This window comes from Sphingobacterium spiritivorum ATCC 33861, from assembly GCF_000143765.1.
In the GTDB taxonomy this organism is placed as follows: Bacteria; Bacteroidota; Bacteroidia; order Sphingobacteriales; family Sphingobacteriaceae; genus Sphingobacterium; species Sphingobacterium spiritivorum.
Genome location: NZ_GL379770.1, coordinates 1,926,502 through 1,949,157 on the forward strand (window position 1 = coordinate 1,926,502; position 22,656 = coordinate 1,949,157).

20 protein-coding genes are annotated in these 22,656 nt (G+C 40.5%); 13 read left to right on the forward strand and 7 right to left on the reverse strand.

The window, feature by feature from the left end:
* Nucleotides 1-70: 70 nt before the first annotated feature.
* A complete protein-coding gene (locus HMPREF0766_RS08450) occupies nt 71-2,290 on the reverse strand; it encodes an NADP-dependent isocitrate dehydrogenase (RefSeq protein WP_002995621.1) in 2,220 nt (739 codons plus the stop codon).
* A 314-nt stretch (nt 2,291-2,604) separates the two neighbouring features.
* Between HMPREF0766_RS08450 and HMPREF0766_RS08455 the strand changes: the two genes are divergently transcribed.
* Nucleotides 2,605-2,934 carry a DMT family transporter gene (locus HMPREF0766_RS08455; protein WP_002995624.1) on the forward strand — a complete coding sequence of 110 codons (330 nt, stop codon included), beginning with the start codon at nt 2,605-2,607 and terminating at the stop codon, nt 2,932-2,934.
* Nucleotides 2,935-3,045: 111 nt separating this feature from the next.
* Here the strand turns inward: HMPREF0766_RS08455 and HMPREF0766_RS08460 are convergent, their stop codons facing one another.
* The 3 genes from HMPREF0766_RS08460 to HMPREF0766_RS08470 all read right to left on the reverse strand — a co-directional run bounded on the left by HMPREF0766_RS08460 (nt 3,046) and on the right by HMPREF0766_RS08470 (nt 4,785).
* Nucleotides 3,046-3,609 carry a Crp/Fnr family transcriptional regulator gene (locus tag HMPREF0766_RS08460; protein WP_002995625.1) on the reverse strand — a complete coding sequence of 188 codons (564 nt, stop codon included), beginning with the start codon at nt 3,607-3,609 and terminating at the stop codon, nt 3,046-3,048.
* A 5-nt stretch (nt 3,610-3,614) separates the two neighbouring features.
* The gene (locus HMPREF0766_RS08465; protein WP_002995628.1) at nt 3,615-3,947 is read right to left on the reverse strand and encodes a DMT family transporter; all 333 of its coding nucleotides are present in this window, start codon (nt 3,945-3,947) and stop codon (nt 3,615-3,617) included.
* 61 nt (nt 3,948-4,008) lie between these two features.
* Nucleotides 4,009-4,785, reverse strand: coding sequence for an AraC family transcriptional regulator (locus HMPREF0766_RS08470; protein WP_002995629.1), 777 nt, complete (start codon nt 4,783-4,785; stop codon nt 4,009-4,011).
* Nucleotides 4,786-4,848: 63 nt separating this feature from the next.
* Here HMPREF0766_RS08470 and HMPREF0766_RS08475 point away from each other — a divergent pair, with 63 nt between their 5' ends.
* The 10 genes from HMPREF0766_RS08475 (at nt 4,849) to HMPREF0766_RS08520 (ending at nt 16,633) form a co-directional block, all read left to right on the forward strand.
* Nucleotides 4,849-6,105: a CynX/NimT family MFS transporter gene (locus tag HMPREF0766_RS08475; RefSeq protein ID WP_002995630.1), complete on the forward strand. Its 1,257-nt coding sequence runs from the start codon at nt 4,849-4,851 to the stop codon at nt 6,103-6,105.
* Between the two features lie 155 nt (nt 6,106-6,260).
* Nucleotides 6,261-6,587: a hypothetical protein gene (locus HMPREF0766_RS08480; protein ID WP_236590491.1), complete on the forward strand. Its 327-nt coding sequence runs from the start codon at nt 6,261-6,263 to the stop codon at nt 6,585-6,587.
* Between the two features lie 202 nt (nt 6,588-6,789).
* On the forward strand, nt 6,790-7,929 hold the full coding sequence (locus tag HMPREF0766_RS08485; protein WP_002995632.1) for an efflux RND transporter periplasmic adaptor subunit: 1,140 nt from the start codon (nt 6,790-6,792) through the stop codon (nt 7,927-7,929).
* Nucleotides 7,930-7,941: 12 nt separating this feature from the next.
* Nucleotides 7,942-12,507, forward strand: coding sequence for an efflux RND transporter permease subunit (locus HMPREF0766_RS08490; RefSeq protein ID WP_002995633.1), 4,566 nt, complete (start codon nt 7,942-7,944; stop codon nt 12,505-12,507).
* Between the two features lie 134 nt (nt 12,508-12,641).
* Nucleotides 12,642-13,187 (forward strand): GNAT family N-acetyltransferase, encoded by a 546-nt coding sequence (locus tag HMPREF0766_RS08495; protein ID WP_236590490.1) that lies wholly within the window; start codon nt 12,642-12,644, stop codon nt 13,185-13,187.
* A gap of 126 nt (nt 13,188-13,313) precedes the next feature.
* A complete protein-coding gene (locus tag HMPREF0766_RS08500) occupies nt 13,314-13,874 on the forward strand; it encodes a GNAT family N-acetyltransferase (RefSeq protein ID WP_002995636.1) in 561 nt (186 codons plus the stop codon).
* Nucleotides 13,875-13,885: 11 nt separating this feature from the next.
* The gene (locus tag HMPREF0766_RS08505) at nt 13,886-14,410 is read left to right on the forward strand and encodes a DUF4269 domain-containing protein (RefSeq protein ID WP_002995638.1); all 525 of its coding nucleotides are present in this window, start codon (nt 13,886-13,888) and stop codon (nt 14,408-14,410) included.
* 97 nt (nt 14,411-14,507) lie between these two features.
* Nucleotides 14,508-15,383, forward strand: coding sequence for a pirin family protein (locus HMPREF0766_RS08510; protein ID WP_002995639.1), 876 nt, complete (start codon nt 14,508-14,510; stop codon nt 15,381-15,383).
* 47 nt (nt 15,384-15,430) lie between these two features.
* A complete protein-coding gene (locus HMPREF0766_RS08515; protein WP_002995641.1) occupies nt 15,431-15,742 on the forward strand; it encodes a GNAT family N-acetyltransferase in 312 nt (103 codons plus the stop codon).
* A 9-nt stretch (nt 15,743-15,751) separates the two neighbouring features.
* Nucleotides 15,752-16,633 carry a pirin family protein gene (locus HMPREF0766_RS08520; protein ID WP_002995643.1) on the forward strand — a complete coding sequence of 294 codons (882 nt, stop codon included), beginning with the start codon at nt 15,752-15,754 and terminating at the stop codon, nt 16,631-16,633.
* A 72-nt stretch (nt 16,634-16,705) separates the two neighbouring features.
* Here HMPREF0766_RS08520 and HMPREF0766_RS08525 read toward each other — a convergent pair whose 3' ends face one another.
* Complete coding sequence (locus HMPREF0766_RS08525) at nt 16,706-17,842, reverse strand: TlpA disulfide reductase family protein (RefSeq protein WP_002995644.1); 1,137 nt, start codon at nt 17,840-17,842, stop codon at nt 16,706-16,708.
* Nucleotides 17,843-17,934: 92 nt separating this feature from the next.
* Nucleotides 17,935-19,332, reverse strand: coding sequence for an alpha-L-fucosidase (locus HMPREF0766_RS08530; RefSeq protein ID WP_002995647.1), 1,398 nt, complete (start codon nt 19,330-19,332; stop codon nt 17,935-17,937).
* Between the two features lie 334 nt (nt 19,333-19,666).
* Here HMPREF0766_RS08530 and HMPREF0766_RS08535 point away from each other — a divergent pair, with 334 nt between their 5' ends.
* Together HMPREF0766_RS08535 and HMPREF0766_RS08540 are read left to right on the forward strand one after the other, a co-directional pair.
* A complete protein-coding gene (locus tag HMPREF0766_RS08535) occupies nt 19,667-20,224 on the forward strand; it encodes an AAA family ATPase (RefSeq protein WP_002995653.1) in 558 nt (185 codons plus the stop codon).
* Nucleotides 20,225-20,522: 298 nt separating this feature from the next.
* Complete coding sequence (locus HMPREF0766_RS08540; protein WP_002995656.1) at nt 20,523-21,107, forward strand: outer membrane beta-barrel protein; 585 nt, start codon at nt 20,523-20,525, stop codon at nt 21,105-21,107.
* Nucleotides 21,108-21,445: 338 nt separating this feature from the next.
* On the opposite strand, the gene HMPREF0766_RS08545 is transcribed toward HMPREF0766_RS08540, so the two are convergent.
* Nucleotides 21,446-22,642: an NADH-quinone oxidoreductase subunit D gene (locus tag HMPREF0766_RS08545; protein ID WP_002995658.1), complete on the reverse strand. Its 1,197-nt coding sequence runs from the start codon at nt 22,640-22,642 to the stop codon at nt 21,446-21,448.
* Nucleotides 22,643-22,656: the final 14 nt, after the last annotated feature.

A 22,656-nucleotide genomic window follows, 5' to 3' on the forward strand; every position in this document is an offset into this window, starting at 1 on the left:
TTTGCTACTAATTTCATAAAAAAAGACCATTCAAAAAATGAATGGTCTTTTTCGTTATAACAGCACAGAATTACAAAGATGCAATCGCACTGTTTAATGTCGCTGAAGGACGCATAGCTTTTGAAGCCAGCTCATCATTCGGGAAGTAGTAACCTCCGATATCCTGAGGTTTACCCTGTGCACCGATCAACTCTTCATTGATTTTTGCTTCATTCTCTGTTAGCTTTTGTGCTAAAGGAGCAAATCTGGCAGCTAATTCCGCATCTTTTGTCTGAGCAGCCAAAGCCTGCGCCCAATATAGCGTCAGGTAGAAATGAGAACCACGGTTGTCAATCTGCCCTACTCTGCGTGCCGGAGATTTATCATTCGCTAAGAATTTTTCAGTGGCTTCATCAAGTGTTTCAGCCAGGATCAACGCTTTTGCATTATCTTGTGTTTGTGATAAGTGCTCTAAAGAAGCGCCTAAAGCCAAGAATTCACCTAATGAATCCCAACGCAGGTATCCTTCTTCCTGAAACTGCTCAACATGCTTAGGAGCTGAACCACCTGCACCTGTTTCAAACAAACCTCCACCATTCATTAAAGGAACGATAGAAAGCATTTTTGCAGATGTACCTACTTCCAGAATAGGAAACAAGTCTGTCAGGTAATCGCGTAATACGTTTCCTGTTACAGAAATAGTATCTAATCCTTTACGGATACGCTCCAGTGAAAGTTTTGTAGCTTCTACAGGGCTTAAAATCTGAATATCCAATCCTTTAGTATCAAAATCAGGAAGGTATTTCTCCACTTTCTTAATGATCTCTCTGTCGTGTGCTCTGTTTTTATCTAACCAGAAGATAGCAGGAGTTTCGGAAAGACGGGCACGGTTTACAGCCAGTTTAACCCAGTCCTGAATAGGCGCATCTTTTGTCTGACACATACGGAAAATATCTCCTTCTTCTACCTTTTGTTCCATAAGCACGTTACCGTCTGCATCTGTGACACGGATAGTACCTGCGGCTGTAGCCTGGAATGTTTTATCGTGAGATCCGTATTCCTCTGCTTTCTGAGCCATTAAGCCTACATTCGGAACTGAACCCATTGTTTTAGGATCTAATGCACCATTTGTTTTGCAATCTTCGATAGTCGCTTCATAAACTCCTGCATACGAACGATCCGGAATAATTGCAATCGTATCCTGTTGTTTACCTTCGGCATTCCACATCTGACCTGAAGTACGAATCATAGCTGGCATAGATGCGTCAACGATAACATCTGAAGGAACGTGAAGGTTCGTGATTCCTTTATCCGAATTCACCATAGCCAATGCCGGACCGTTAGCAATAGCAGTATCAATAGCAGCTTTTACTTCAGCCTCTTTTGCATTTCCGGAGATTTTAGCATACACTTCACCAAGACCATTATTTTTATTAATACCAAGTTCCTGAAATAAATCAGCATACTTTGCAAATACGTCTTTAAAATATACTTCTACTATAGCGCCGAAAATGATAGGATCAGACACTTTCATCATGGTCGCTTTCAGGTGAGCTGACAGTAATACACCTGCAGCCTTAGCTTCTTCAATAGTAGCTGCCACAAATTTTTTCAATGCATTCAGACTTAATACAGATGAATCGATCACTTCTCCTGCTTTCAGCGGAGACAATCCTTTTAGTTCTGTTACCTGACCATTAGCATCTGCAAATTCGATTTTGAACTGAGTCGGATTCTCAACAGTTACAGACTGCTCTGAACCGTAAAAATCACCTTCACTCATAGAAGCAACCTTTGTCTTCGAGTCTTTTGACCATGCTCCCATGCTATGCGGATTAGCTTTTGCATAGTTTTTTACTGCTTTTGGTGCACGACGATCTGAATTTCCCTCTCTCAATACCGGGTTTACTGCAGATCCTAATACTTTGGCATATTTAGCTTTGATAGATTTTTCTTCGTCATTGTTTGCGTCATCCGGATAGTTTGGAATTGCATAACCCGCCTTTTGTAATTCAGCAATAGCTCCTTTCAATTGAGGAATAGAAGCAGAAATGTTCGGCAATTTGATAATATTAGCTTCAGGAGTAGTGGCTAATGTTCCTAATTCAGCTAGAGCATCCGCAATCTTCTGATCTTCTTTTAAATACTCCGGAAAGTTAGCAAGAATACGTCCTGCCAGAGAGATATCTCTCAATTCCACATCAATATTTGCTGAGGAAGCGAAAGCCTGTACAATTGGTAAAAAGGAATACGTAGCCAGTAACGGAGCTTCGTCTGTTTTGGTGTAGATAATTTTTGATGTATTCGACATGGTTATCTATTAGAAATATGTTAATTTTCTGATTTAGTCCTTTAAGAGGTTCGTGTATTATCAACTTCCTCAAAAATTTGCCTAAAGATAAGAAATTAAGAATAAAACAGCGACCGAACATTCACTTATGACAATAAAATCGTCAAAATCGAAATATTTTGGCAAGCATCGATAAATGGGATAAATGAGGAGTGCCGGAATGATGATACTAGCAACTTGAAGAAAACAAACGCTTATTTCATTTTTTAACATTTGTAAAATTTTTAGTCCACCCTAAAGCAGACCTTTGTGACATAGATAAAATAAAAAATATTATGAATTGGGTTATTTTAATTCTCGGAGGACTTTTTGAAGTTGGGTTTACTTTCTGTCTGGGAAAGGCAAAAGAAACATCAGGTAATGACACCTACCTTTGGTACGGCGGTTTTTTTGCCTGTTTACTGATCAGTATGTATTTGCTGATCCGCGCAACACAATCACTTCCGTTAGGAACGGCTTATGCAGTATGGACAGGTATTGGAGCAGTAGGAACAGTTCTGGTGGGTATTCTGGTGTTTAAAGAGCCGGCAACATTTATGAGACTTTTGTTTATCACTACATTAGTAGGCTCTATTATAGGGCTTAAAGCAGTATCATCTCATTAAACAGATCAGGTTATAGTGATGTATACCTAACATTGTGTGTGATTTGTTTGATATAGCTATAGTATAAAAGGGTCAGTTACGCTTTTTAACGAGCCGGCCCTTTTCCAAAACCTAGCGTTTATCTGCTCTGATCCGGCTCAGACTCACCTGAGTGATGCCAAGAAAGGAGGCTATATACCCAAGCTGAACACGTTGCAGCAGATGCGGATAATAATCCATCAGATCCTGATAGCGTTCTGCAGCTGTTTTAAATTCACGGTTTATCATTCGCGTTTCTGTCTTTATCAGTTCCCGCTCAGCAAACTTTCGGCCCCAGTTGGCAATATGAATGTTACTTTCATATAATCGCTGTAAATCACTCGTTTTGAACTGGTATAAAACACAATCTTCCAGAAGTTCGATATACTCATATCCGCTTTTGTGCTCGATATAACTCCGCATGGAGATCAGAGCGCTACCTTCTACCCCAAACCAAAATGTCATTTCTGTATTTTCCAGATAGGCATACGCTCTCGCTATTCCCTTTCGGATAAAATAAAGAGTATCCTCCACTCTATCCGCCTCCATCAGTGTATACCCCTTAGGAAGAGAGACTTCTTTTACAATTTCCTGAAACAGAAGCATAGCACTTTCAGGAAGTGCATAGATGTCATTAACGATCTCCTTTAAATCCATAATGATTAATGTGCTGACATTTTAGAGAATACGTTAATGACGATAACCCCGGCTATAATCAACGTCAATCCGATCACGGCAGGGAGATCAGGAGTCTGCCTGAAAAGAACTATGCCTACAATACTGATCAGCACAATACCTACACCGGACCATATTGCATAGGCAATACCTACAGGAATGGTACGCAGGGTCATACTTAAAAAGTAAAAGGCAGCCAGATATCCAAGTACAGTTATAATAGAAGGTTTGAGCTGGGTAAATTGCTCCGATTTCTTAAGAAAAGTAGTCGCTATAATCTCAAAAACAATAGCCAGCAGCAAAAACAGATAACTCTTCATATACGTGTTATTAATATTCTGTGCTCAAAAGTACAAAAAAAGCAAGTCCGCAATTTCAACTTTAAATCAAAAAAGTATGTGGTCTGTCTTTAATAATCATATAAAAACTGTCACTGAAAGCCTGAACACTTTTATATCCTACCAGATGCGCCACCTGAGACACGGTATACCTTCCTGTGCCTAATAATTCCACACTTTTAATAATCCGTACCATCTGCATATATTTTGCCAGAGTAATACCTGTTTCGGATTTGAATATGCGCTGCAGTGAACGCAAAGAAAGATAGTGTTGCTCCGCTATTTCTGCCACAGGCCGGTTATCAGCAAGATGGCTGTGAATATAGGCACAGACTTTAATAAGATGCTCATCCATCGGGGCAGGAATGTGCAGGGACAGCGAATGCTTCCAAAAATTTGGCAGTTCCAATACTATCGCTTTCAAAAATGTGTCTTCTTCAATACTGTAGTCTGCAATCCTGTTCCATTTTTCTGCATATAGGATCATCTCCTTCAATACAGGTGCAACCTGAAAGATACGCAACTCGTTATAAAACTCAGGGATATCCTCCATCCTGTAAAAAATAGTGCGTAACTGTACATGGGAAGCATCTGTAGATGTCTTATGCAACATATTTGGCGGAATCCATGCCGCGTGATTCTGAGGCAGCAGATGGATCTTTCCTCCTGCTTCAAGATATTGAAATCCTTTCTCTACGTAGACAAACTGAGCCAGACGATGCCCATGCACCGCATGGGCATGCACCCAGTTATTGTCAAACCACACATAGGATTGCTTATGTATGGAATCCAGCAATTGATTACTTAATGAAATATCCATTCATGTCGTTATAAATGTAATTATTGGCAAATTTAATTAAAATAACCATTTTACATTTGCATTATGCAATCAGAATTAATCACAACCTCTAAAAAAAGGCCTCGTATACGCGTTGAAATCAGAAACCCCTACCTTCGGATTTTCTCCTTCACAGGCGTAATATTTGTGGCTTCCAATTTACGTTCTCCTCTTACAGCCGTAGGTCCTGTAATGAATGAGATCATTAACGGGCTTCACCTCTCCAATATTGAAGCCGGATTATTAACGGCTGTACCATTGGCGGTCTTTGCAGGATTGTCCGGTGCAATAGGACAATTTGCGATTAAGTATAAGATGGAAAAACTTATACTCATTAGTTTACTCATCCTGATTACCGGTCTGTGGACAAGGGTAATGGGAAACAACCTGTGGCTATTTGCCGGTTCCGCTCTCGTTGGCATAGGTATATGCGTCTCCAATGTATTGATGCCGGCATTTATTAAGAAAAATTTTCCGGAAAAGGTCGGCGTGATGACAGGGATCTATTCTGTGGCCATGAACCTTTCTGCTGCGCTTGCTGCCGGTCTGAGTATTACGATCGGTCGCTGGACACAATCCGGATGGCAGGGATCATTGGGTATATGGATTATACCGGCCGCTGTCACCCTTATAATCTGGTTACCGCAGCTTTTCAATGTCAGTATATCTGCCGGATCAGCCGCTGCCGTATCTTCTCCACATCATAGCATTCCTATTTTCAAATCCAGGCAGGCCTGGAATATCAGCATATTTATGGGATTACAATCGCTGATGTACTACTCTTTAGCCGCCTGGCTGCCTGCTGTCCTGATAGATTTTGGAATGAACACCAATACTGCAGGCTGGGTGTTGTTCTACTTTCAGTTAGCGATGCTTCCGGTAACATTTGTGGGTCCGGTCATAGCCAGCAAGATGAAGCAGCAAAATATACTCATCTGGATGCTGAGTTTTTCCATGATAGCGGGACTCATCCTTATCATCGTATTCCGTTTACAATATATCTATCCGGCAGTTATACTTTTCGGATTAGCAAACGGATTATCCTTTAGTTTGTCTATGTTATTTTTTTCTCTGCGTACGGAACACGCCCATACTGCTATCAAGATCTCCGGCATGTCTCAGTCCGTAGGTTATATGATTGCAGCATTCGGCCCTCCTGTATTTGGCAAACTTTATGATATCACCGGTATATGGAATACTTCTTTCTATTTTTTGACAGCTACAGTCCTGCTGATGCTGATCTTTGGACTTCATGCAGCTAAAGACCGCAGCATTGAGTCTGATTTTAAAAAGAAAAGTTGAAAAAATACGATTAAACTAAGATCTAAACTTCTGTAAATGAAACTATGACATAATTTTGTAACAAAAAGAGGGCAATTATCCTAATTGACCCTCCTTTTGATATATTTGCAAAGATGTTCAAACGGTTATTCGGTTTTCTGATGCTCTTCTTTTACATGAATGCAATTGCGTATCATGAGACCTGTATTTTGGACAAAATTGACAATGATATCCACTCAGGAGTAACATTAGTCAATATCATTCTGGATGAACTTCTGGATCTCCCCGCAAACAACGAACAGGAAACATCTGATTTCCAATACGACGAATACCGGACAGCAAATCAGGCAAATGCGATTTTGCCTATTCTTCTGATCGTTTTCTATCTACCGAGAGTTTTAAAAACGGATACGCTCCGTGCGCCCATATCCAAACGGATCAATAAGGCTATACCCCTTCAGCTGGGTTATTATCAATATCTTTTTAGATTGAAACCATTCTAGATCAATCTCGTTTCCCACTTCTTTCCCAATTTATAATCAAACTTTGTTTCGGATTTAGATTTTTCATTTAGCTCCGACAACAGTTTTTGATTCGAATCTGTATCCTTTTTATCTAAACATATTTACAGAGGTAAGTATTGCGGACACCTGCACCTTCATGTGTTTTCAGTTATACTTCCTCAATTAAACATTTTTTTAAGATATGAAACCAAATTTCATCCGTTCCCTTATTTTTTCATCTCTGGCAATTGTGCTTTATTCCTGCCAGGAATCCCAGTCATCTGAATCATCAAAAGATGAAATCTCCGTTATTCCCACAACAACCGTCATTCGTCTGGATACCACCATTACACAAGATTATGTAACAGATATACAAGCCGTCAAAAATGTAGAGTTACGTTCCCGCCTGAATGGTTTTCTGGAAAAAATATATGTAGATGAAGGTGATTTTGTCCGGAAAGGGCAAATATTATTCACTCTCAATGCAGAAGAATTCCGCACGGAATTAGCTAAGGCTAATGCGATGCTTAATAATGCTATTGCTGATGCAAAAAAAGCAAGTCTTGAAGCTGATCAGACCCGAATATTATTGCAAAAAAATATTATTTCCAAAACTGAAATGGATCTGGCAAAAGCGAAACTACAGGCTGCTGAATCTAAAATAGATGAGGCCAGATCCCTGGTTCAGTTTGCAAAAACAAGACTTAATCAATGTTCGATACGTGCACCTTTTGATGGTAATATAGACCGTATATTACTAAGAGAAGGTTCGTTACTTACAGAAGGATCTCTGCTGACAACCATCTCAGACAATAAACAGGTATATGCTTATTTCGATATTACTGAACAGCAATTTTTGACTATGGCAGCAGACAGCAGCAGCAGTAATACGTTCAAAACTCCTGTTCAGCTCACATTAGCGAATGGTGAAATCTATCCTTTATCAGGAGTAGCAGAACTTGCTGAAACAGAATTCAATAATGAAACCGGTACAATTTCACTACGTGCAAAATTTTCGAATCCGAATAAGACGCTTCGTCATGGTGCATCCGGAAATATCAACTTTCCTATCAGGATGGATAATATAATAGCCGTTCACCAAAAGGCTGTATTTGAAATTCAGGACCGCACTTTTGTGTACACTGTTGGCAAGGACAATACCATCAAAATGACCTCTTTTATTCCCGGTCCGCGTATCGGACATTACTATGTCGTTACTTCCGGATTAGATCAGGATCAACAGGTAGTCTATGAAGGTACACAAGGTCTCAAAGACGGAAGTATCATTCAGCCACAACTTATCTCAGAAGAAAAAAACAAATTAGCTCATAACCTTCAATAATAGCTTGTAAAGATGTTTGATATATTCATTAAGCGGCCGATACTATCCCTTGTCATATCGGTATTCATTACCTTATTGGGATTATTATCCCTGTTTACATTACCCGTTACCCAATTTCCGGATATTGTACCTCCTTCTGTCGTGGTCACAGCCAATTATACCGGAGCCAATGCAGAGGTAAGTACCAATGCCGTAGCTATTCCTCTTGAAAAAGCTATTAACGGTGTGGCAGGAATGACTTCCATGTCTACTGTCAGTACCAACAATGGAAATACATTGATACAGATCTTTTTTAAAGTAGGTACAGATCCTGATATTGCTGCAGTAAACGTGCAAAACCGTGTGACTACGGTATTGGATGAATTGCCTGAAGAAGTTATTAAAGCAGGTGTGACAACAGAAAAGGAAGTCAACAGTATGCTTATGTACCTCAATATTTTTAGTGAGGATAAAAATGCAGACGAAAGATTTATATATAACTTCACAGATATCAATATTTTAAAAGAGCTGAAGCGTATAGAAGGTGTAGGCTTTGCGCAGATTATGGGGATGCGTGACTATGCCATGCGTATCTGGCTCAAACCTGATCGTTTGGCGGCTTATAGCATCAGCACGGATGAAGTTATCCAATCATTACGTTCACAAAATATTGAAGCTGCTCCGGGACAGACAGGTATCGGGTCTGACAAAGTAGTGAATATGCAGCAGTATGTACTGCGCTATACCGGAAAATTCACGGAAGCATCCGAATATGAGAATATTCCGATCAGGGCAAATGCCGATGGTTCAATACTTCGTATCAAAGACATTGCGACATTGGAATTCGGATCTCTGGATTACGAAATGGTTTCTAAAACAGACGGGCGTCCTTCTGCATCCATTATGATGAAACAGCTTCCCGGATCTAATGCTCAGGATGTTATCAATAATGTGAAGAAACGTATGGCTGAACTAAAGGAAAGCAGTTTTCCTCCGGGTATGACGTATACGATGGGTTATGATGTTTCCAGATTTCTGGATGCTTCTATCAGCAGCGTTATTACAACTTTAATCGAAGCATTCCTGCTTGTTTTTCTCGTTGTATTTATTTTCCTTCAGGATTTCAGATCTACTCTTATACCTGCTCTGGCAGTTCCGGTTTGTCTCATCGGAGCCTTATTCTTTATGCAGATGCTGGGATTCTCCATCAATCTCCTTACCCTGTTTGCACTTGTACTTGCAATTGGTATTGTTGTCGATAATGCGATCGTCGTCGTAGAGGCGGTATATGCCAAAATGGAAGATGATGAGACCCTGACCCCTCGTGAAGCAACATTTGCGGCTATGAAAGAAGTGGGATCAGCTATTATTGCGATTACACTCGTTATGTCTGCCGTATTTATACCTGTAGCGTTTCTCTCCGGTCCTGTGGGTATATTCTACCGTCAGTTTTCATTGACACTGGCATCTGCTATCGTGATTTCAGGAATCAATGCCCTTACACTAACACCTGCACTATGTGCCCTTATGCTCAAATCACCACACGGCAAAGAAAAGAAGAATAACCTTTTGAACCGTTTTTTCAATGGTTTTAATAAATGGTACAACAACACTTCCGGAAAATATGCTGTCATTGTCCGCACCATTGCCAGCAGAAGAGTCATCACCACCGGACTACTCATTATATCATTTGTCGCTACCTTGGGAATGAGCAGTATTCTTCCGGGAGGATTTATCCCTACGGAAGATCAAGGTATGATCTATGTCAATGTCACGACGCCTCCGGGAGCAACTGTCGACCGTACAGAAGCCGTCATGAATGAAATTGACCGGGTGAGCAGAGAACTCAAACCTGTAGAAACAGTTTCTACATTATCCGGTTACAGCCTAGTGAATGAAGTCTCAGGCTCATCCTACGGAATGGGGATGATCAATCTGACCAGCTGGTCAGACCGTGAACAGAATGTATGGCAGATAATTGAAGAACTCAAAACGAAAACAAAGCATATCAAGGATGCGGAAATTGAGTTCTTCCCTCCCCCTACAGTTCCGGGATTCGGAAATTCATCGGGTTTTGAACTTCGTGTACTGGATCGTTCCGGTAAAGATGATCTGACAGCGTTCTCCAAAGTATTGGAAACATTTATGGAAGACCTCAAGAATACACCTGAAGTAGGCAATGTATTCACATCTTTCGAAACCAATTTCCCTCAATATATGCTCCATATAGATTATGATCTGGCAGCAAAAAAAGGTATATCGGTCGAAAATTCCATGAACACCCTGCAGACTTTAATGGGAAGTTTCTACGCGACCAACTTTATTCGCTATGGACAAATGTACAAAGTAATGGTACAGGCGGACGCTATGTATCGCCAGAAGCCGGAAGATGTTCTCAAACTGTTTGTGAAAAATGATAAAGGAGAAATGGTTCCGTTTTCTGCTTTTATGCGTATGCAAAGAGTATACGGTCCTGAACAGATCACACGCTATAATATGTTTGCTTCAGCAATGCTGAATGGCGATCCTGCAGATGGATACAGCTCGGGACAAGTGATTAGTGCAATAGAACGTGTTGCGAAAGAAAAGCTGCCGGCCGGTTATACTTTTGAATGGTCAGGTATGACCAAAGAGCAGAAAGCTTCCGGCAATCAGGCTGTTTATATCTTTGGAATCTGTCTTCTGTTTGTATACTTGCTGTTATGTGCTCAATACGAGAGCTTCCTGTTGCCGCTCCCGGTCTTGTTCTCCTTGCCTGCCGGAATCTTTGGTGCTTTTCTTTTCCTCAAGGTATTTGGGCTGGAGAACAATATTTACGCGCAGGTAGCATTAGTCATGCTCATTGGATTGTTGGGTAAAAATGCTATTTTGATTATTGAATATGCTGTGATCAAACACAAGCAGGGACTCTCCGTTATAGAAGCGGCTATTGAAGCTGCTGTTATGCGTCTGCGCCCTATCCTGATGACTTCATTTGCATTTGCCGCTGGTCTGGTCCCGCTTGCTATGGCCTCAGGTGCCGGAGCCTTAGGTAACCGTTCTATCGGATTGGCTGCATTGGGCGGAATGCTTATCGGTACCATATTCGGGGTTCTGATCATTCCCGGATTGTATGTATTGTTTAATGCAGATGGCAAAAAAGACAGGAAAAAGACAAGTAGAAAAATAGTCGAACCTGTCGCCGGAATAATCCTGATATTAGTCCTGTTCTCCGCCTGTAAAGTTCGCTCTGATGTAAGAGACAGTTATATTCCTTCCAAAATACCGGTTGCGGATACAGCTGCAATAGACAGTGCCTTTATTCATAATTTACACTGGAATACATTTTTCAAAGATGAAAATCTGAAACAGCTTATCGATACAGCTCTGGTACGTAGTCCTGATCTTGGAGAGGCGCTGGAACGTATCGAATTCAGCAAGACAAAATTACGCTTGCGTAAGGGAGAGCAACTGCCACAGGTAGATGCCGTTATCGAAGGAAGTTTAAGCCGCTTTGGCGACTACACGATAGATGGAACAGGTATATTTGATCAGAATCTGTCCGATAATATTTCCGGAAAGAAAGTAATTCCTAATCCTGTCCCCGATTATTTCATTGGTATACGTTCGGTATGGGAACTGGATATCTGGGGAAAATTGCGAAATCTTAAGAATGCAGCTCTACACGAATATTTAGCAAGCTATGAAGGTAGAAAGCTTGTTCAGTCCGAACTGGTAACTTCTATTGCAACACGATATTATGACCTGGTAGCTTTGGATGCCGAGCAGATTGCTATTCAGGAAAATATAAAACTTCAGTCCAAAAGTCTGGAGATTATGGAAGTGATGAAAAAGGCAGGCACGGCGAATTCACTCAGTGTCAGCCAATTTCAGGCAGCCTTATTACAAGCTAAAGCCCGGGAGAAAAAGGGTTTGCAACAAATACGGGAGATCGAAAATGAGATTAATTACCTGATCGGACGTTTTAACGGGGAGATTACCCGCACACCCCTGACCGCTCATGATAGTCCTGTATTTTCCAATATCAAACCAGAGCATGCCGATCAGTTACTGGCTTCAAGACCGGACATCAGACAGGCCGGATTAAAGCTGATTGCTGCAGGCTTGGAAACGGATGCAGCTAAAGCTAATCTGTATCCGTCACTGGTACTTGCGCCTCAATTGGGACTCAACTCCTTCCGCATTGAAAAATTACTGTCGTCCTCTTCACTGGCTTACAGTCTGATCGGAGGGCTATCCGGTCCCATCCTGAACCGTACAGCGCTGAATGCCACATATGACCAGTATAAAGCTAACTATGGAATTCAATTCTATCAATATGAAAAGACTGTTCTTAAAGCCTGGCAGGAACTTTACAGCCAACTGGAGGTGCAGGACTATGCACGCGAAAGACAGGACATGCTTAGTAAACAAGTCGATGTACTGAATGAAGCAGCACAGGTATCGAATGACCTGTTTATAGCCGGTCGTGCAACTTATCTGGATATATTGAGCGCACAAAAGTCTGCGCTTGAAGCCAGTATAGATAAAATTGAGAGCCGAAAAGAAAATATACTTATTCAACTGAACATTTATAAAGCACTCGGTGGAGGCTGGTAATTTTTTCCTGTTTTGTATTTTGACAGAGCTGTCCGGAAACGGAACGGCTCTGTTTTTTTACAGCTCGGAACAAAATCAGCCTGCAGACTGTTCAGGAGATATATTATATTTACGTTTACAAAATGTGCAAACAAATGGAATACAAGCATATAATAGATAGTAAGGATCTCATTATCCGGCAAGAAGAGGAACCGGATATAGCTGAAGTCTTTCACGTGAATGTTGCAGCATTTGATCAGGAAGATGAAGCAAAATTAGTGGATGCATTGCGATTGAGTGATGCCTATGTACCGAACTTGTCTTTGGTTGCCGTTTATAATGCAGAGATCATTGGTCATGTGATGTTTACAAAAATTATTATTGAAAATGAAGAACATGCTGTTGAAAGTCTGGCATTAGCGCCAGTTGCCGTATTACCTGAATTTCAGAATATGAAAATCGGACAACAGCTAATTGATGCAGGTCTGTCTGTAGCCAGACAAGCTGGCTTCAGATCAGTTATTGTATTGGGTCATCCTGCCTACTATGCACGCTTTGGTTTTGCACCCGCAATCAAGTGGAATATTAAACCTCCCTTTGATGTTCCTTCAGAAAATTTTATGGCCATTGAATTACACAAAGGAGCTTTAGAGCAGGTATATGGAATTGTCAGGTATTCTGCACCGTTTGGGATAGTCTGATTCTGATAAAATCACATTTACTTTTTCCATGCCGTAGTCCTTGATTCTGCCGGTCACAATCCCGGCTAATCCTGAAAAATTTCGTATACTTGAAGGTATATTCAGTTTCAAATAGATTTAACATATATGTACATCAGACCCGCTCAACCATCAGACTTAGCTGTTCCGGTTCTTATGCTTTTAGCAATGGAAGATATTATTTACAAATTTATCGGAAGCCGCGATCAGCAACAAGCCATTGAATTTCTTACCGGATTCTTTCAGGATACCGATAATCAATATAGTTATACCAATACATTCGTTGCTGTAGATGAAAATGATAAAATTGCAGGATCTGTCACAGCCTATGACGGAGACAGACTGGACAAGCTCCGTGCGCCTGTGCTGGCTGCAGTAACTCAGCACTACAAACAACAAATTGATTTTGAAAAGGAAACTCTGGGAGGCGAACTCTATCTCGATACAGTAGCCGTAGCTCCCGACCAGCAGGGAAAGGGCGTGGGTAGCGCACTGATCAGATACGTTATCGACTATGCCAGAGAACAGCAGTTTGATAAAGTAGGTTTATTAGTCGATCTGTCTAATCCTAATGCACAACGCTTGTACGAAAGAATAGGATTTCAGTTGGGCGACAAAAGACCTTTTATCGGAGGAGATTATTATCATATGTTCTACCCTGTGAAATAGCAAGATAGCTCTTGGACTTTACCACTATCCATTATCTTCAATACGGAAATCATGTACAGCAGGAAATATATCAACTGCTGCAAAAACACAGGATATTTGATCTGCTGGCGGTATACCATCCTATTCTGGCAGGAACTTATCCGATTGCGATCAACATTGAATCCAGCGATCTGGATATTATTTGTGAGGTGCAGGATCTCCAAAGTTTTCAGGAGTTGCTTAAAAAAGAATTTGCAAGCAGAGAAGATTTCAGCTTGCAGCACAAAACTATTTATGACGAGCCTTCTGTGATTTGTAATTTTAAACTGGACGGATTTGAATTTGAACTTTTTGGTCAAAATATCCCCACCAACAAACAATATGCTTACAGACATATGCTCATTGAATATAACTTGCTGAAGACATATGGCGATCCATTCCGAGAAAGAATTATTCAACTGAAAAAGCAGGGCATTAAAACCGAACCTGCTTTTGCCCAATTGCTCGGATTGAAAGGAGACCCTTATTTAGCGCTGTTAGATCTGGAGAAATTCTGATATAACTAGAATTTAATGATTATTTCTTATCTTACATCAATGCCAGACCGCTTTTACAGGGGTACTTTTGTACTATACTACTTTAATATTTAATGATATGAGTACAAGAACAATAGAAACTGTGATAGCCCCTCAGGGAGCGCACTTTGTAGGAGACGGGTTTCGGGTCCACAACTTCATTCCGGGGATTGCTCCGCTAAGCATGCAGCGCATGAGTCCTTTTCTTCTTCTGGATTACAATGCACCTTATATATTCCCACCATCTGATAAAATTAAAGGCGTCGGTGTGCATCCCCACAAAGGATTTGAAACCGTGACTATTGCCTATAAAGGTCGCGTAGCGCATCACGACAGCAGTGGCGGCGGAGGCGTCATTGATGCAGGAGATGTACAGTGGATGACAGCTGCATCCGGTATATTGCACAAGGAGTATCATGAAGAGTCGTTCAGTAAAAGTGGCGGAGAATTTCAGATGGTACAACTGTGGGTCAATCTCCCTGCAAAGGACAAAAAAACCAATCCGAAGTATCAGGCAATTACAAATGCAGACATGACACGTGTTCCCTTAAACAATGAAGGAAGTTATGTGGAAGTGATCGCAGGAACATATAAAGGGCATGACGGACCGGCAACGACATTCACTCCGGTGAATCTGATGAATGCTCATCTTAAAAAAGGTGGAAAAGCAAATTTTTCATTCCCGGCACATTACAATACAGCAGTATTGATTATTGAAGGTGCCGTTACTGTAAATGGTACAGCAGTAGACACTGATAATTTTGTACTCTTCAAAAACAATGGTGAAGAATTTGATGTTGAAGCTAAAGAAGATGCTGTAGTATTGGTGCTGAGCGGTCAGCCTATCGAAGAACCCATATTTGCACACGGACCATTTGTTATGAATACACGTGAAGAGATTATGGAAGCTTTTGATGATTATAACAAAGGCAAATTCGGATATCTGGAAGATTAAATATTCAGCGCTGTCACTCATTTTTATTAAAATCAAAACGAGATATTATGAAAGAAGAATTTTTAACAATCCCGCTGGTCAAAAATGAAACCGATCATCAGTACGAAATAACGATAGACGGCAGCAAGGCTTTTATCACTTATCGTGAAAATCCGGCTATGATCACCCTGTTGCATACTGAAGTTGAACCTGCTCTGCAGGGGAATGGTGCTTCTACTGCTGTAATAGAAAAGACACTGGATGCGATAGAACAAAGTGGAAAAAAACTAAATCCACTCTGTCCGCTCGTTGTAGCCTATATCAAGCGACATCCCGAATGGAAGAGAATCGTAACAGAGCAGAGCAAATCATTAGATTAATTTTTAACTATGTCAAACATTGGATTAATAATTGAAGAGAGAGCCGCTGACATCGGCAATTTTATGGTCGGAAGACTGCTTCCTTTTATACAGAAGCGGGCAGTCGGACCTTTCGTATTCATCGACCATATGGGGCCGGCCGCGTTGAAAGATTATCAAAATCTGGATGTACCTCCTCATCCGCATATAGGTTTATCTACTTTAACCTACCTGTTTGAAGGATCTATTTTTCACAGGGACAGCATAGGTTCGGCTATAGAAATACAGCCCGGCGCTGTCAACTGGATGACAGCAGGAAAAGGTGTGGTGCATTCTGAACGTACGCCGGAATACCTTCGTCATACCGATAAGCATCTGCATGGCTTGCAGATATGGGTAGCACTTCCAAAAGAACTGGAGGAATCTGACCCCACATTTACGCATGTAGAAGCAAGTGATATTCCTGCATGGGAACAAGACGGTGTACAGATAAAATTGATCGCCGGTGAAGCTTTCGGAAAGAAATCACCTGTGCCGGTACACAGCCCCTTATATTTTATTGAAATAAAAAGTACAAAAGCAGCAAAATTGAGCATAGGAAATGATCTGTTTGGTGAAAGCGGACTTTACATTCTGGAAGGGGAAATCAAAAGTGAGGGAAACACATATACCCCTAAACACATTTTGATTGCAAAAGATTCTAAGTTATGTGAATTTGAGATCGGAGAAAATACAACTGTCTATATTTTTGGCGGAGAAGCCTTTCCGGAACAAAGGTATATCCACTGGAATTTTGTCAGCTCGGACAGAGCCCTGATCGAACAGGCTAAACATGACTGGAAAGATCAGAAATTTCCAAAAGTTCCGGGAGAAACAGAATTCGTACCCCTGCCGGCTTCTTCTCTGAAGTAACCACAGCAGTTAAAATAAAATAGGGAATCTGAATAAGATTCCCTATTTTATGTATAGACATATTCCGGAGTTCTATTTTAATAACTCTTCTAATTTTCTGTGCAGCTCCTCTCCTCTCAGATTACTTGCCAGAATCTTTCCGTCCGGACCAATCAGGTAATTTTGAGGAATAGAGCGTATGCCATATAATTTGGCAGCAGCATTATTCCAGAACTGCAGATCACTGACATGTGTCCATGTCAACTGATCTTTTTCAATAGCTTGCAGCCAGTTTTCTTTTTTACCAGGTTGATCCAGAGAAACACCTAAGACAGTGAAGTTTTTGTCCTTATATTTTTGGAATGCAGCTACGACATTCGGATTTTCAGCACGACACGGCCCACACCAGGATGCCCAGAAGTCCAGCAACACATATTTGCCCTTAAAATCAGACAGTTTTACCGGTTTATCATTCACATCATTCTGTGTGAAATCCGGAGCGGATGAACCAATAGTAGTCGCTTTGGCGGCGGCGATCTGTTGAGCAAATGACTGGCCGGCGGCTGTATTTTTTATTTCAGCAGTGAGTTTATTGTAAAGCCCTTCTAGTTTTACTACGTCAAAATCCTGATAAGAAATATCCTGAATAGCCTGCAAACTAAAATATGATGCCGGATTATTCTTTGCATAATTTTCCTGTAATGCGGATTTCTCATTCGCATATTTCATATACTCATTACGCAGGGCATTTGAATACGTTGTATCCTTCTGCTGTTCTTCAGTTGAATTTCTAAACTTTGCACTTACACGATTCATTTCGCTGTTAACCGTTTTGAGCAGCTGAGCATATTGGCTGTACTGATCCTGAATAGCCGTTCCCTTAACACTTGCATTTTTGATCGAATCTGCGATATGAACTGTAGTCTGTCCCTTGTCAACATAGATCGTTAATGCATCGGAGGGAGCCCCGTTTTTTTTACGTCCTTCATGTTCATGATCGTATATCAGAAACACTGCAGTAGGTCCGTCTACCTTACCCTGAAACTGGAATGCTCCGTCTTTTACATCCACTGAATCCAGTACCTGCATTTTCGAGTTGCGGATAGAAAGATATATTTGTGATTTTTCTTTTGGTTTTTCGATCTTTCCAACGATCAAATACGTATCGCTCTGCGCAGAAGCCAGTACAGGCAGACTGAGTAACAGCGCGATGGCAGTCTTTTTTATCATATATTTAAAATTAGTAATCCGTATAAAATTATAAGTTTAAGCTCATGATTCAAAATGCGGAAAATAAAAACGGGGCTTTCGCCCCGAAGTTATCAGTCATTCAATATAAGTTCGATTACAGGTATTTCGACATTAGGCTTTACAACGGGTAGATCCATAATTAAATCACCCTCTCCTGCCGTTATGGCCATATGTTCTCCGGCTGAAGCACTGCTTCTGGAGGTATATTTGATCTCGGAATTATCGTGCAGGAACTGTGCATATTTAACTTTATCCTTAAAGCCCGGCAGATATAATGTTTTAAACGGCCACTGTAGTAAATGAATATACATTCGCTTGGTTTCCGGATTGTATGTCAGATAGGTATTATCCGGTTTCTGGAATCCTTCAGGGGCTGCTGTACATCCGTAGATGGATTTACTATTGTATTTCATCCATTGTCCCATTTCCTCCAACCGGTTTGTAGCCCTGTCATCAAAGTAGCCACGGGCTGTAGGTCCGACATTTAACAGCAGATTGCCGCCTTTGCTCACCACTTCGATCAGCATAGCGATAAGTTGGTTTGTACTTTTCCAGGTATTTTCATCTCTGTGGTATCCCCAGGAACCTGAAAAAGTCTGGCATGTCTCCCAAGCCACTTTCTTTCCGTTATGTTCCGGCCATTTATTTGGCATAAACTGCTCCGGAGTCTTATAATCCCATCCCCAGTCTTTATCCATCAGATCTAGCCTGTCATTCATAATAATTTGCGGCTGAAGTTCTCTGGCCAGCTTGACAAGTCCTTCACTATCCCAGTCATTATGTCCTTTACCGTCTTTTCCCGGATAAGAAAAATCCCAAAACAGCATATCAATTTTACCGTAATTCGTAAGCAACTCACGCACCTGATCTTTCAGAAACTTGCGGTAGTTGTCCATATTCCGGTTAGCATTACTTTTTCTTGCCTCCTGATTGTTGCGTAGCGCATGTGTGCCATCAATTGTGAAGTCAGGATGATGCCAGTCAATGACAGAATAGTAAAATCCTATTTTCAGACCTTCAGCACGACAAGCCTCGACAAATGGTTTTAACAGATCCTGTTTGGCAGGAGTATTCGGAGCTTTATAATCACTTACTTTTGTATCCCATAAGCTGAATCCTTCGTGATGTTTTGTTGTAATAACGACATACTTCATTCCGGCTTTTTTGGCATAAGCCGCCCACTCTTTAGGATTGTACAAGTCAGGATCAAACAGATTGAAATATTTCTCCTTATACTTCTCCGTACTCATTTGCTCCATCTGCTGGATCCATTCATGCCGGGCCGGCACAGCATACAATCCCCAGTGAATAAACATTCCGAAACGATCATGAGTCCACCATTTCATTCTGTTTTCTTTGTCATCATTGGCTTTCTGGGCCCAGGAAGGAGTTTTATCTTGTGCATGCAACTGGCTGACAGATAACAAACCCAGCATCAGGCACACTTTCAGGAAACTTCGTTTTCTCATAGTATTTGCGTTTACATTGGCTCTACCACAATATTAACGAAAATCCATTAAACTGACAAGCACACAATTTACGCAATCGATTGTTCAATCATTCTATATCTGACATAATCATGATAATAGCTATGTTCTTCATTTTCTGTTTTTTATTATTTTTGAAGTACGATTTGTTATAATAATCGAAACCAATAAATAGCCAGATAATTCCCTTCCCATTTGGCAATTGTATATCTCCCATCAAATACTAATCAAACATTTTAACAATAATCCGGATACAGCTTACACTAATCAAATTATCAAAGAGCAAACTATCTTTTTAAAAAGAAACAAAACTTATATGAATACCATTGAAAGAAATAATTTTTATATCTTGACGGGTGGTCCCGGTACAGGAAAGACATCCTTATTAGAAACTCTTGCTGACGATGTACAAATCGTGGCTGAAGTAGCCCGTACTATTATCAAAGAACAGATCAGGAGTAATGGCAGGGCTCTGCCATGGGCAGACCAACAGGCATATGCGAAACTGATGTTTGAATATTCTCTTCGCGACTTTAAATACTTCAATAATCAGAATCATAATCAAATTACCTTGTTTGACCGGGGACTACCCGATACGTTGTGCTATCTGGAAATGCTTGGGGAAAATATCCCAGTACAGATGGATACGGCAGTCAGAAACTATCGCTACAGCCCTGTGGTATTTATTCTACCAGCATGGAAAGAAATCTACGAACAGGATCAGGAACGAAAACAATCCTGGGAGGAAGCCGAACAGACTTATTATTATATGAAGCAAACATATGAGAAATATGGGTATCGGCTGATTGATGTGCCTAAAGCATCCCTTGAAGAACGCAGAATCTTTATACTTGATCAGCTGCACTTACTCTAAAACCTGCTAAAATCACTGACAAGATTTCCATAAAACTGACATTTTAATCAAAATAGTCAAAATGTCATAGTTTTTCTAATCTTCTGCCGTCACCATCAAAAACGAACAAGCCCATGTTTTTTAAAAATACAAAATTGATTTTCAATGAGATAAGAAAAAATATTCAGAAAAAGCAATTTTTATAATTCTGGCACGTTGAGAATGGCACAAACATTGACTATTAGTATCAAACGGTCAAAAAGTAAATACAGAATGATCGTTGATTAATTAGTTAAATACAATTTAAAAATTTGTAAACATGAAAAAATTATTCTTAACATTAACTGCCATTACAGCTTTAACATTTGCAGCTAACGCACAAACAGAAAAAGGTAAATTCATTGTTGGAGGTCAGGTTGGCTTCTCTACTTCAAAAATTCAGGATACAGATATCAAAAGCAGCAGCTTTTCTATTATGCCACAGGTAGGTTATTTCGTAAGTGATAACTTCGCAATAGGTACAGGAATTGGTTATGAATACAATAAATCAGAAACTACAACTGAAAATGTAAATGACGCATTCAAAGTTGCTCCATACGGACGCTATTACCTGGGTGAAGGTCCTGTTAAGTTCTTCGGACAATTAACAGTGCCAATGGCATGGGGTAATCAGAAAGTAGATGATGTAAAAACAAACAAAACTACAAATTACGGAGTTGAATTGGCACCAGGTTTTGCATACTTCCCTACTTCTAAAATCGGAATCGAATTTAAAGTAAGAGGTTTGTATTATAACCATGGTCAGGTGGAAAACATTGCTACAGATACAAAAGTGAAAACAAATACATTCGGTCTGGATGCAAATTCTTTAGCCCCTACAATCGGTGTACAGTTTCACTTTTAATAATTAGTAAGAGCAAACAAACGGAGAATGAGGTATCTGGAAACAGATATCTCATTTTTTTGTGCTCCTGATCTGCTATTTCCATAATCTCTGATCTTCTTTCAAAGAAAACTTTTACGATCAGCCGAAGCCTTTGAGTGAAATTCTATAGCCGGTTTTAAGGATGTGAGCTGCAACAGGACAAAGTCTAATAACAGATTTATAAAAATAAAAAAGTCCGCAAACCGAGCGGTTGCGAACTTTCTATTAACCAATTATAAACTTAAATTATGAGACTACAAATATAGGTGTTGAAACATTAAAAACAAAATATTTTTGCATTTTTTTGCAGGTTTCAATTATCTATCGACTTCTCCAAGCACAATATCAATTGACCCCAATATCGCAATCAGATCAGCGATCAATACACCTTTCCCTAATTCAGGTAATACAGACAAATTATTAAAACTGGGTCCTCTTGATTTAACTCGTTTAGGGATGTCGGTTTTATCCTGTGCTACAAAATAGAACCCCAATTCTCCTTTCGGGTTTTCGGCCCTTACATAGTAATCCTGAGCTTTGATATTCACCTTTTTCGGCACCAATGCTCTTGGATCAAAATCTGTTGTACGCTGAAAATCTTTTTGAAGACGTTCCAGACATTGTTCAACAATGCGCACCGATTCCTTTATCTCATCTACCCGCACCTTATACCGATCCCAGCAATCTCCTAATTGTCCCATTTCTCCCTTCCCGACAGGAATATCAAATTCTAATTCGGGATATACAGAATATCCGTCAACTCTTCTAAGGTCCCACTTTATACCGGAAGCTCTCAGCATAGGACCTGAACATCCGTAATTAATAGCCACATCTGCGGGCAGCGCTCCGATGTTGGCCGTTCTTGAAATAAAGATCTGATTCTGAGTCAGCAACTCATCCAGTTCAACAAGTTTAGGCTTAAAATAGTTTACAAATTCAGCGCAACGCTCTTCAAACCCTACCGGAAGATCATAGAAGAGTCCGCCTATCCAGATATAATTATAGAGCATGCGGGAACCCGATGCCCATTCCAGCATATTCATAATATGCTCGCGGTCACGAAAACACCACATAAACGGTGTAAACGCCCCTATATCAATACCATATGTGCCTATTGCTATAAGATGTGACGCGATACGGTTCAACTCACAGACTAACACACGTATGTATTCTACGCGCTTTGGAATTCTGCTATCCAGTCCCAGCATCCGTTCTACTCCCATTACATAGGCATGGCTGTTATTCATAGAAGCCAGGTAATCCAGACGATCTGTAAAAGGTATTGTCTTGGTATAGTTGACAGATTCAGCATGTTTATCAAAACAACGGTGCAAATAACCCAGATGAGGAATAATATCTTTTACAATTTCTCCGTCTGTGATCAGCTCCAGTCGCAATACACCATGGGTGGAAGGGTGTTGAGGCCCCATATTGATCACCATCTCCTGCGAACCGATCGCGGCTATCCTGTTTTGATAATTGGTAAATGCCTGATTATATACTTCGTTTGTCATCGAATCAAAAGAGA

Bases quoted from the DNA above. Each gene is read 5' to 3' on its own strand.
- HMPREF0766_RS08450 (WP_002995621.1), bottom strand. From the start codon at position 2,290: ATGTCGAATACATCAAAAATTATCTACACCAAAACAGACGAAGCTCCG.
- HMPREF0766_RS08455 (WP_002995624.1), top strand. From the start codon at position 2,605: ATGAATTGGGTTATTTTAATTCTCGGAGGACTTTTTGAAGTTGGGTTT.
- HMPREF0766_RS08460 (WP_002995625.1), bottom strand. From the start codon at position 3,609: ATGGATTTAAAGGAGATCGTTAATGACATCTATGCACTTCCTGAAAGT.
- HMPREF0766_RS08465 (WP_002995628.1), bottom strand. From the start codon at position 3,947: ATGAAGAGTTATCTGTTTTTGCTGCTGGCTATTGTTTTTGAGATTATA.
- HMPREF0766_RS08470 (WP_002995629.1), bottom strand. From the start codon at position 4,785: ATGGATATTTCATTAAGTAATCAATTGCTGGATTCCATACATAAGCAA.
- HMPREF0766_RS08475 (WP_002995630.1), top strand. From the start codon at position 4,849: ATGCAATCAGAATTAATCACAACCTCTAAAAAAAGGCCTCGTATACGC.
- HMPREF0766_RS08480 (WP_236590491.1), top strand. From the start codon at position 6,261: ATGAATGCAATTGCGTATCATGAGACCTGTATTTTGGACAAAATTGAC.
- HMPREF0766_RS08485 (WP_002995632.1), top strand. From the start codon at position 6,790: ATGAAACCAAATTTCATCCGTTCCCTTATTTTTTCATCTCTGGCAATT.
- HMPREF0766_RS08490 (WP_002995633.1), top strand. From the start codon at position 7,942: ATGTTTGATATATTCATTAAGCGGCCGATACTATCCCTTGTCATATCG.
- HMPREF0766_RS08495 (WP_236590490.1), top strand. From the start codon at position 12,642: ATGGAATACAAGCATATAATAGATAGTAAGGATCTCATTATCCGGCAA.
- HMPREF0766_RS08500 (WP_002995636.1), top strand. From the start codon at position 13,314: ATGTACATCAGACCCGCTCAACCATCAGACTTAGCTGTTCCGGTTCTT.
- HMPREF0766_RS08510 (WP_002995639.1), top strand. From the start codon at position 14,508: ATGAGTACAAGAACAATAGAAACTGTGATAGCCCCTCAGGGAGCGCAC.
- HMPREF0766_RS08515 (WP_002995641.1), top strand. From the start codon at position 15,431: ATGAAAGAAGAATTTTTAACAATCCCGCTGGTCAAAAATGAAACCGAT.
- HMPREF0766_RS08520 (WP_002995643.1), top strand. From the start codon at position 15,752: ATGTCAAACATTGGATTAATAATTGAAGAGAGAGCCGCTGACATCGGC.
- HMPREF0766_RS08525 (WP_002995644.1), bottom strand. From the start codon at position 17,842: ATGATAAAAAAGACTGCCATCGCGCTGTTACTCAGTCTGCCTGTACTG.
- HMPREF0766_RS08530 (WP_002995647.1), bottom strand. From the start codon at position 19,332: ATGAGAAAACGAAGTTTCCTGAAAGTGTGCCTGATGCTGGGTTTGTTA.
- HMPREF0766_RS08535 (WP_002995653.1), top strand. From the start codon at position 19,667: ATGAATACCATTGAAAGAAATAATTTTTATATCTTGACGGGTGGTCCC.
- HMPREF0766_RS08540 (WP_002995656.1), top strand. From the start codon at position 20,523: ATGAAAAAATTATTCTTAACATTAACTGCCATTACAGCTTTAACATTT.
- HMPREF0766_RS08545 (WP_002995658.1), bottom strand. From the start codon at position 22,642: ATGACAAACGAAGTATATAATCAGGCATTTACCAATTATCAAAACAGG.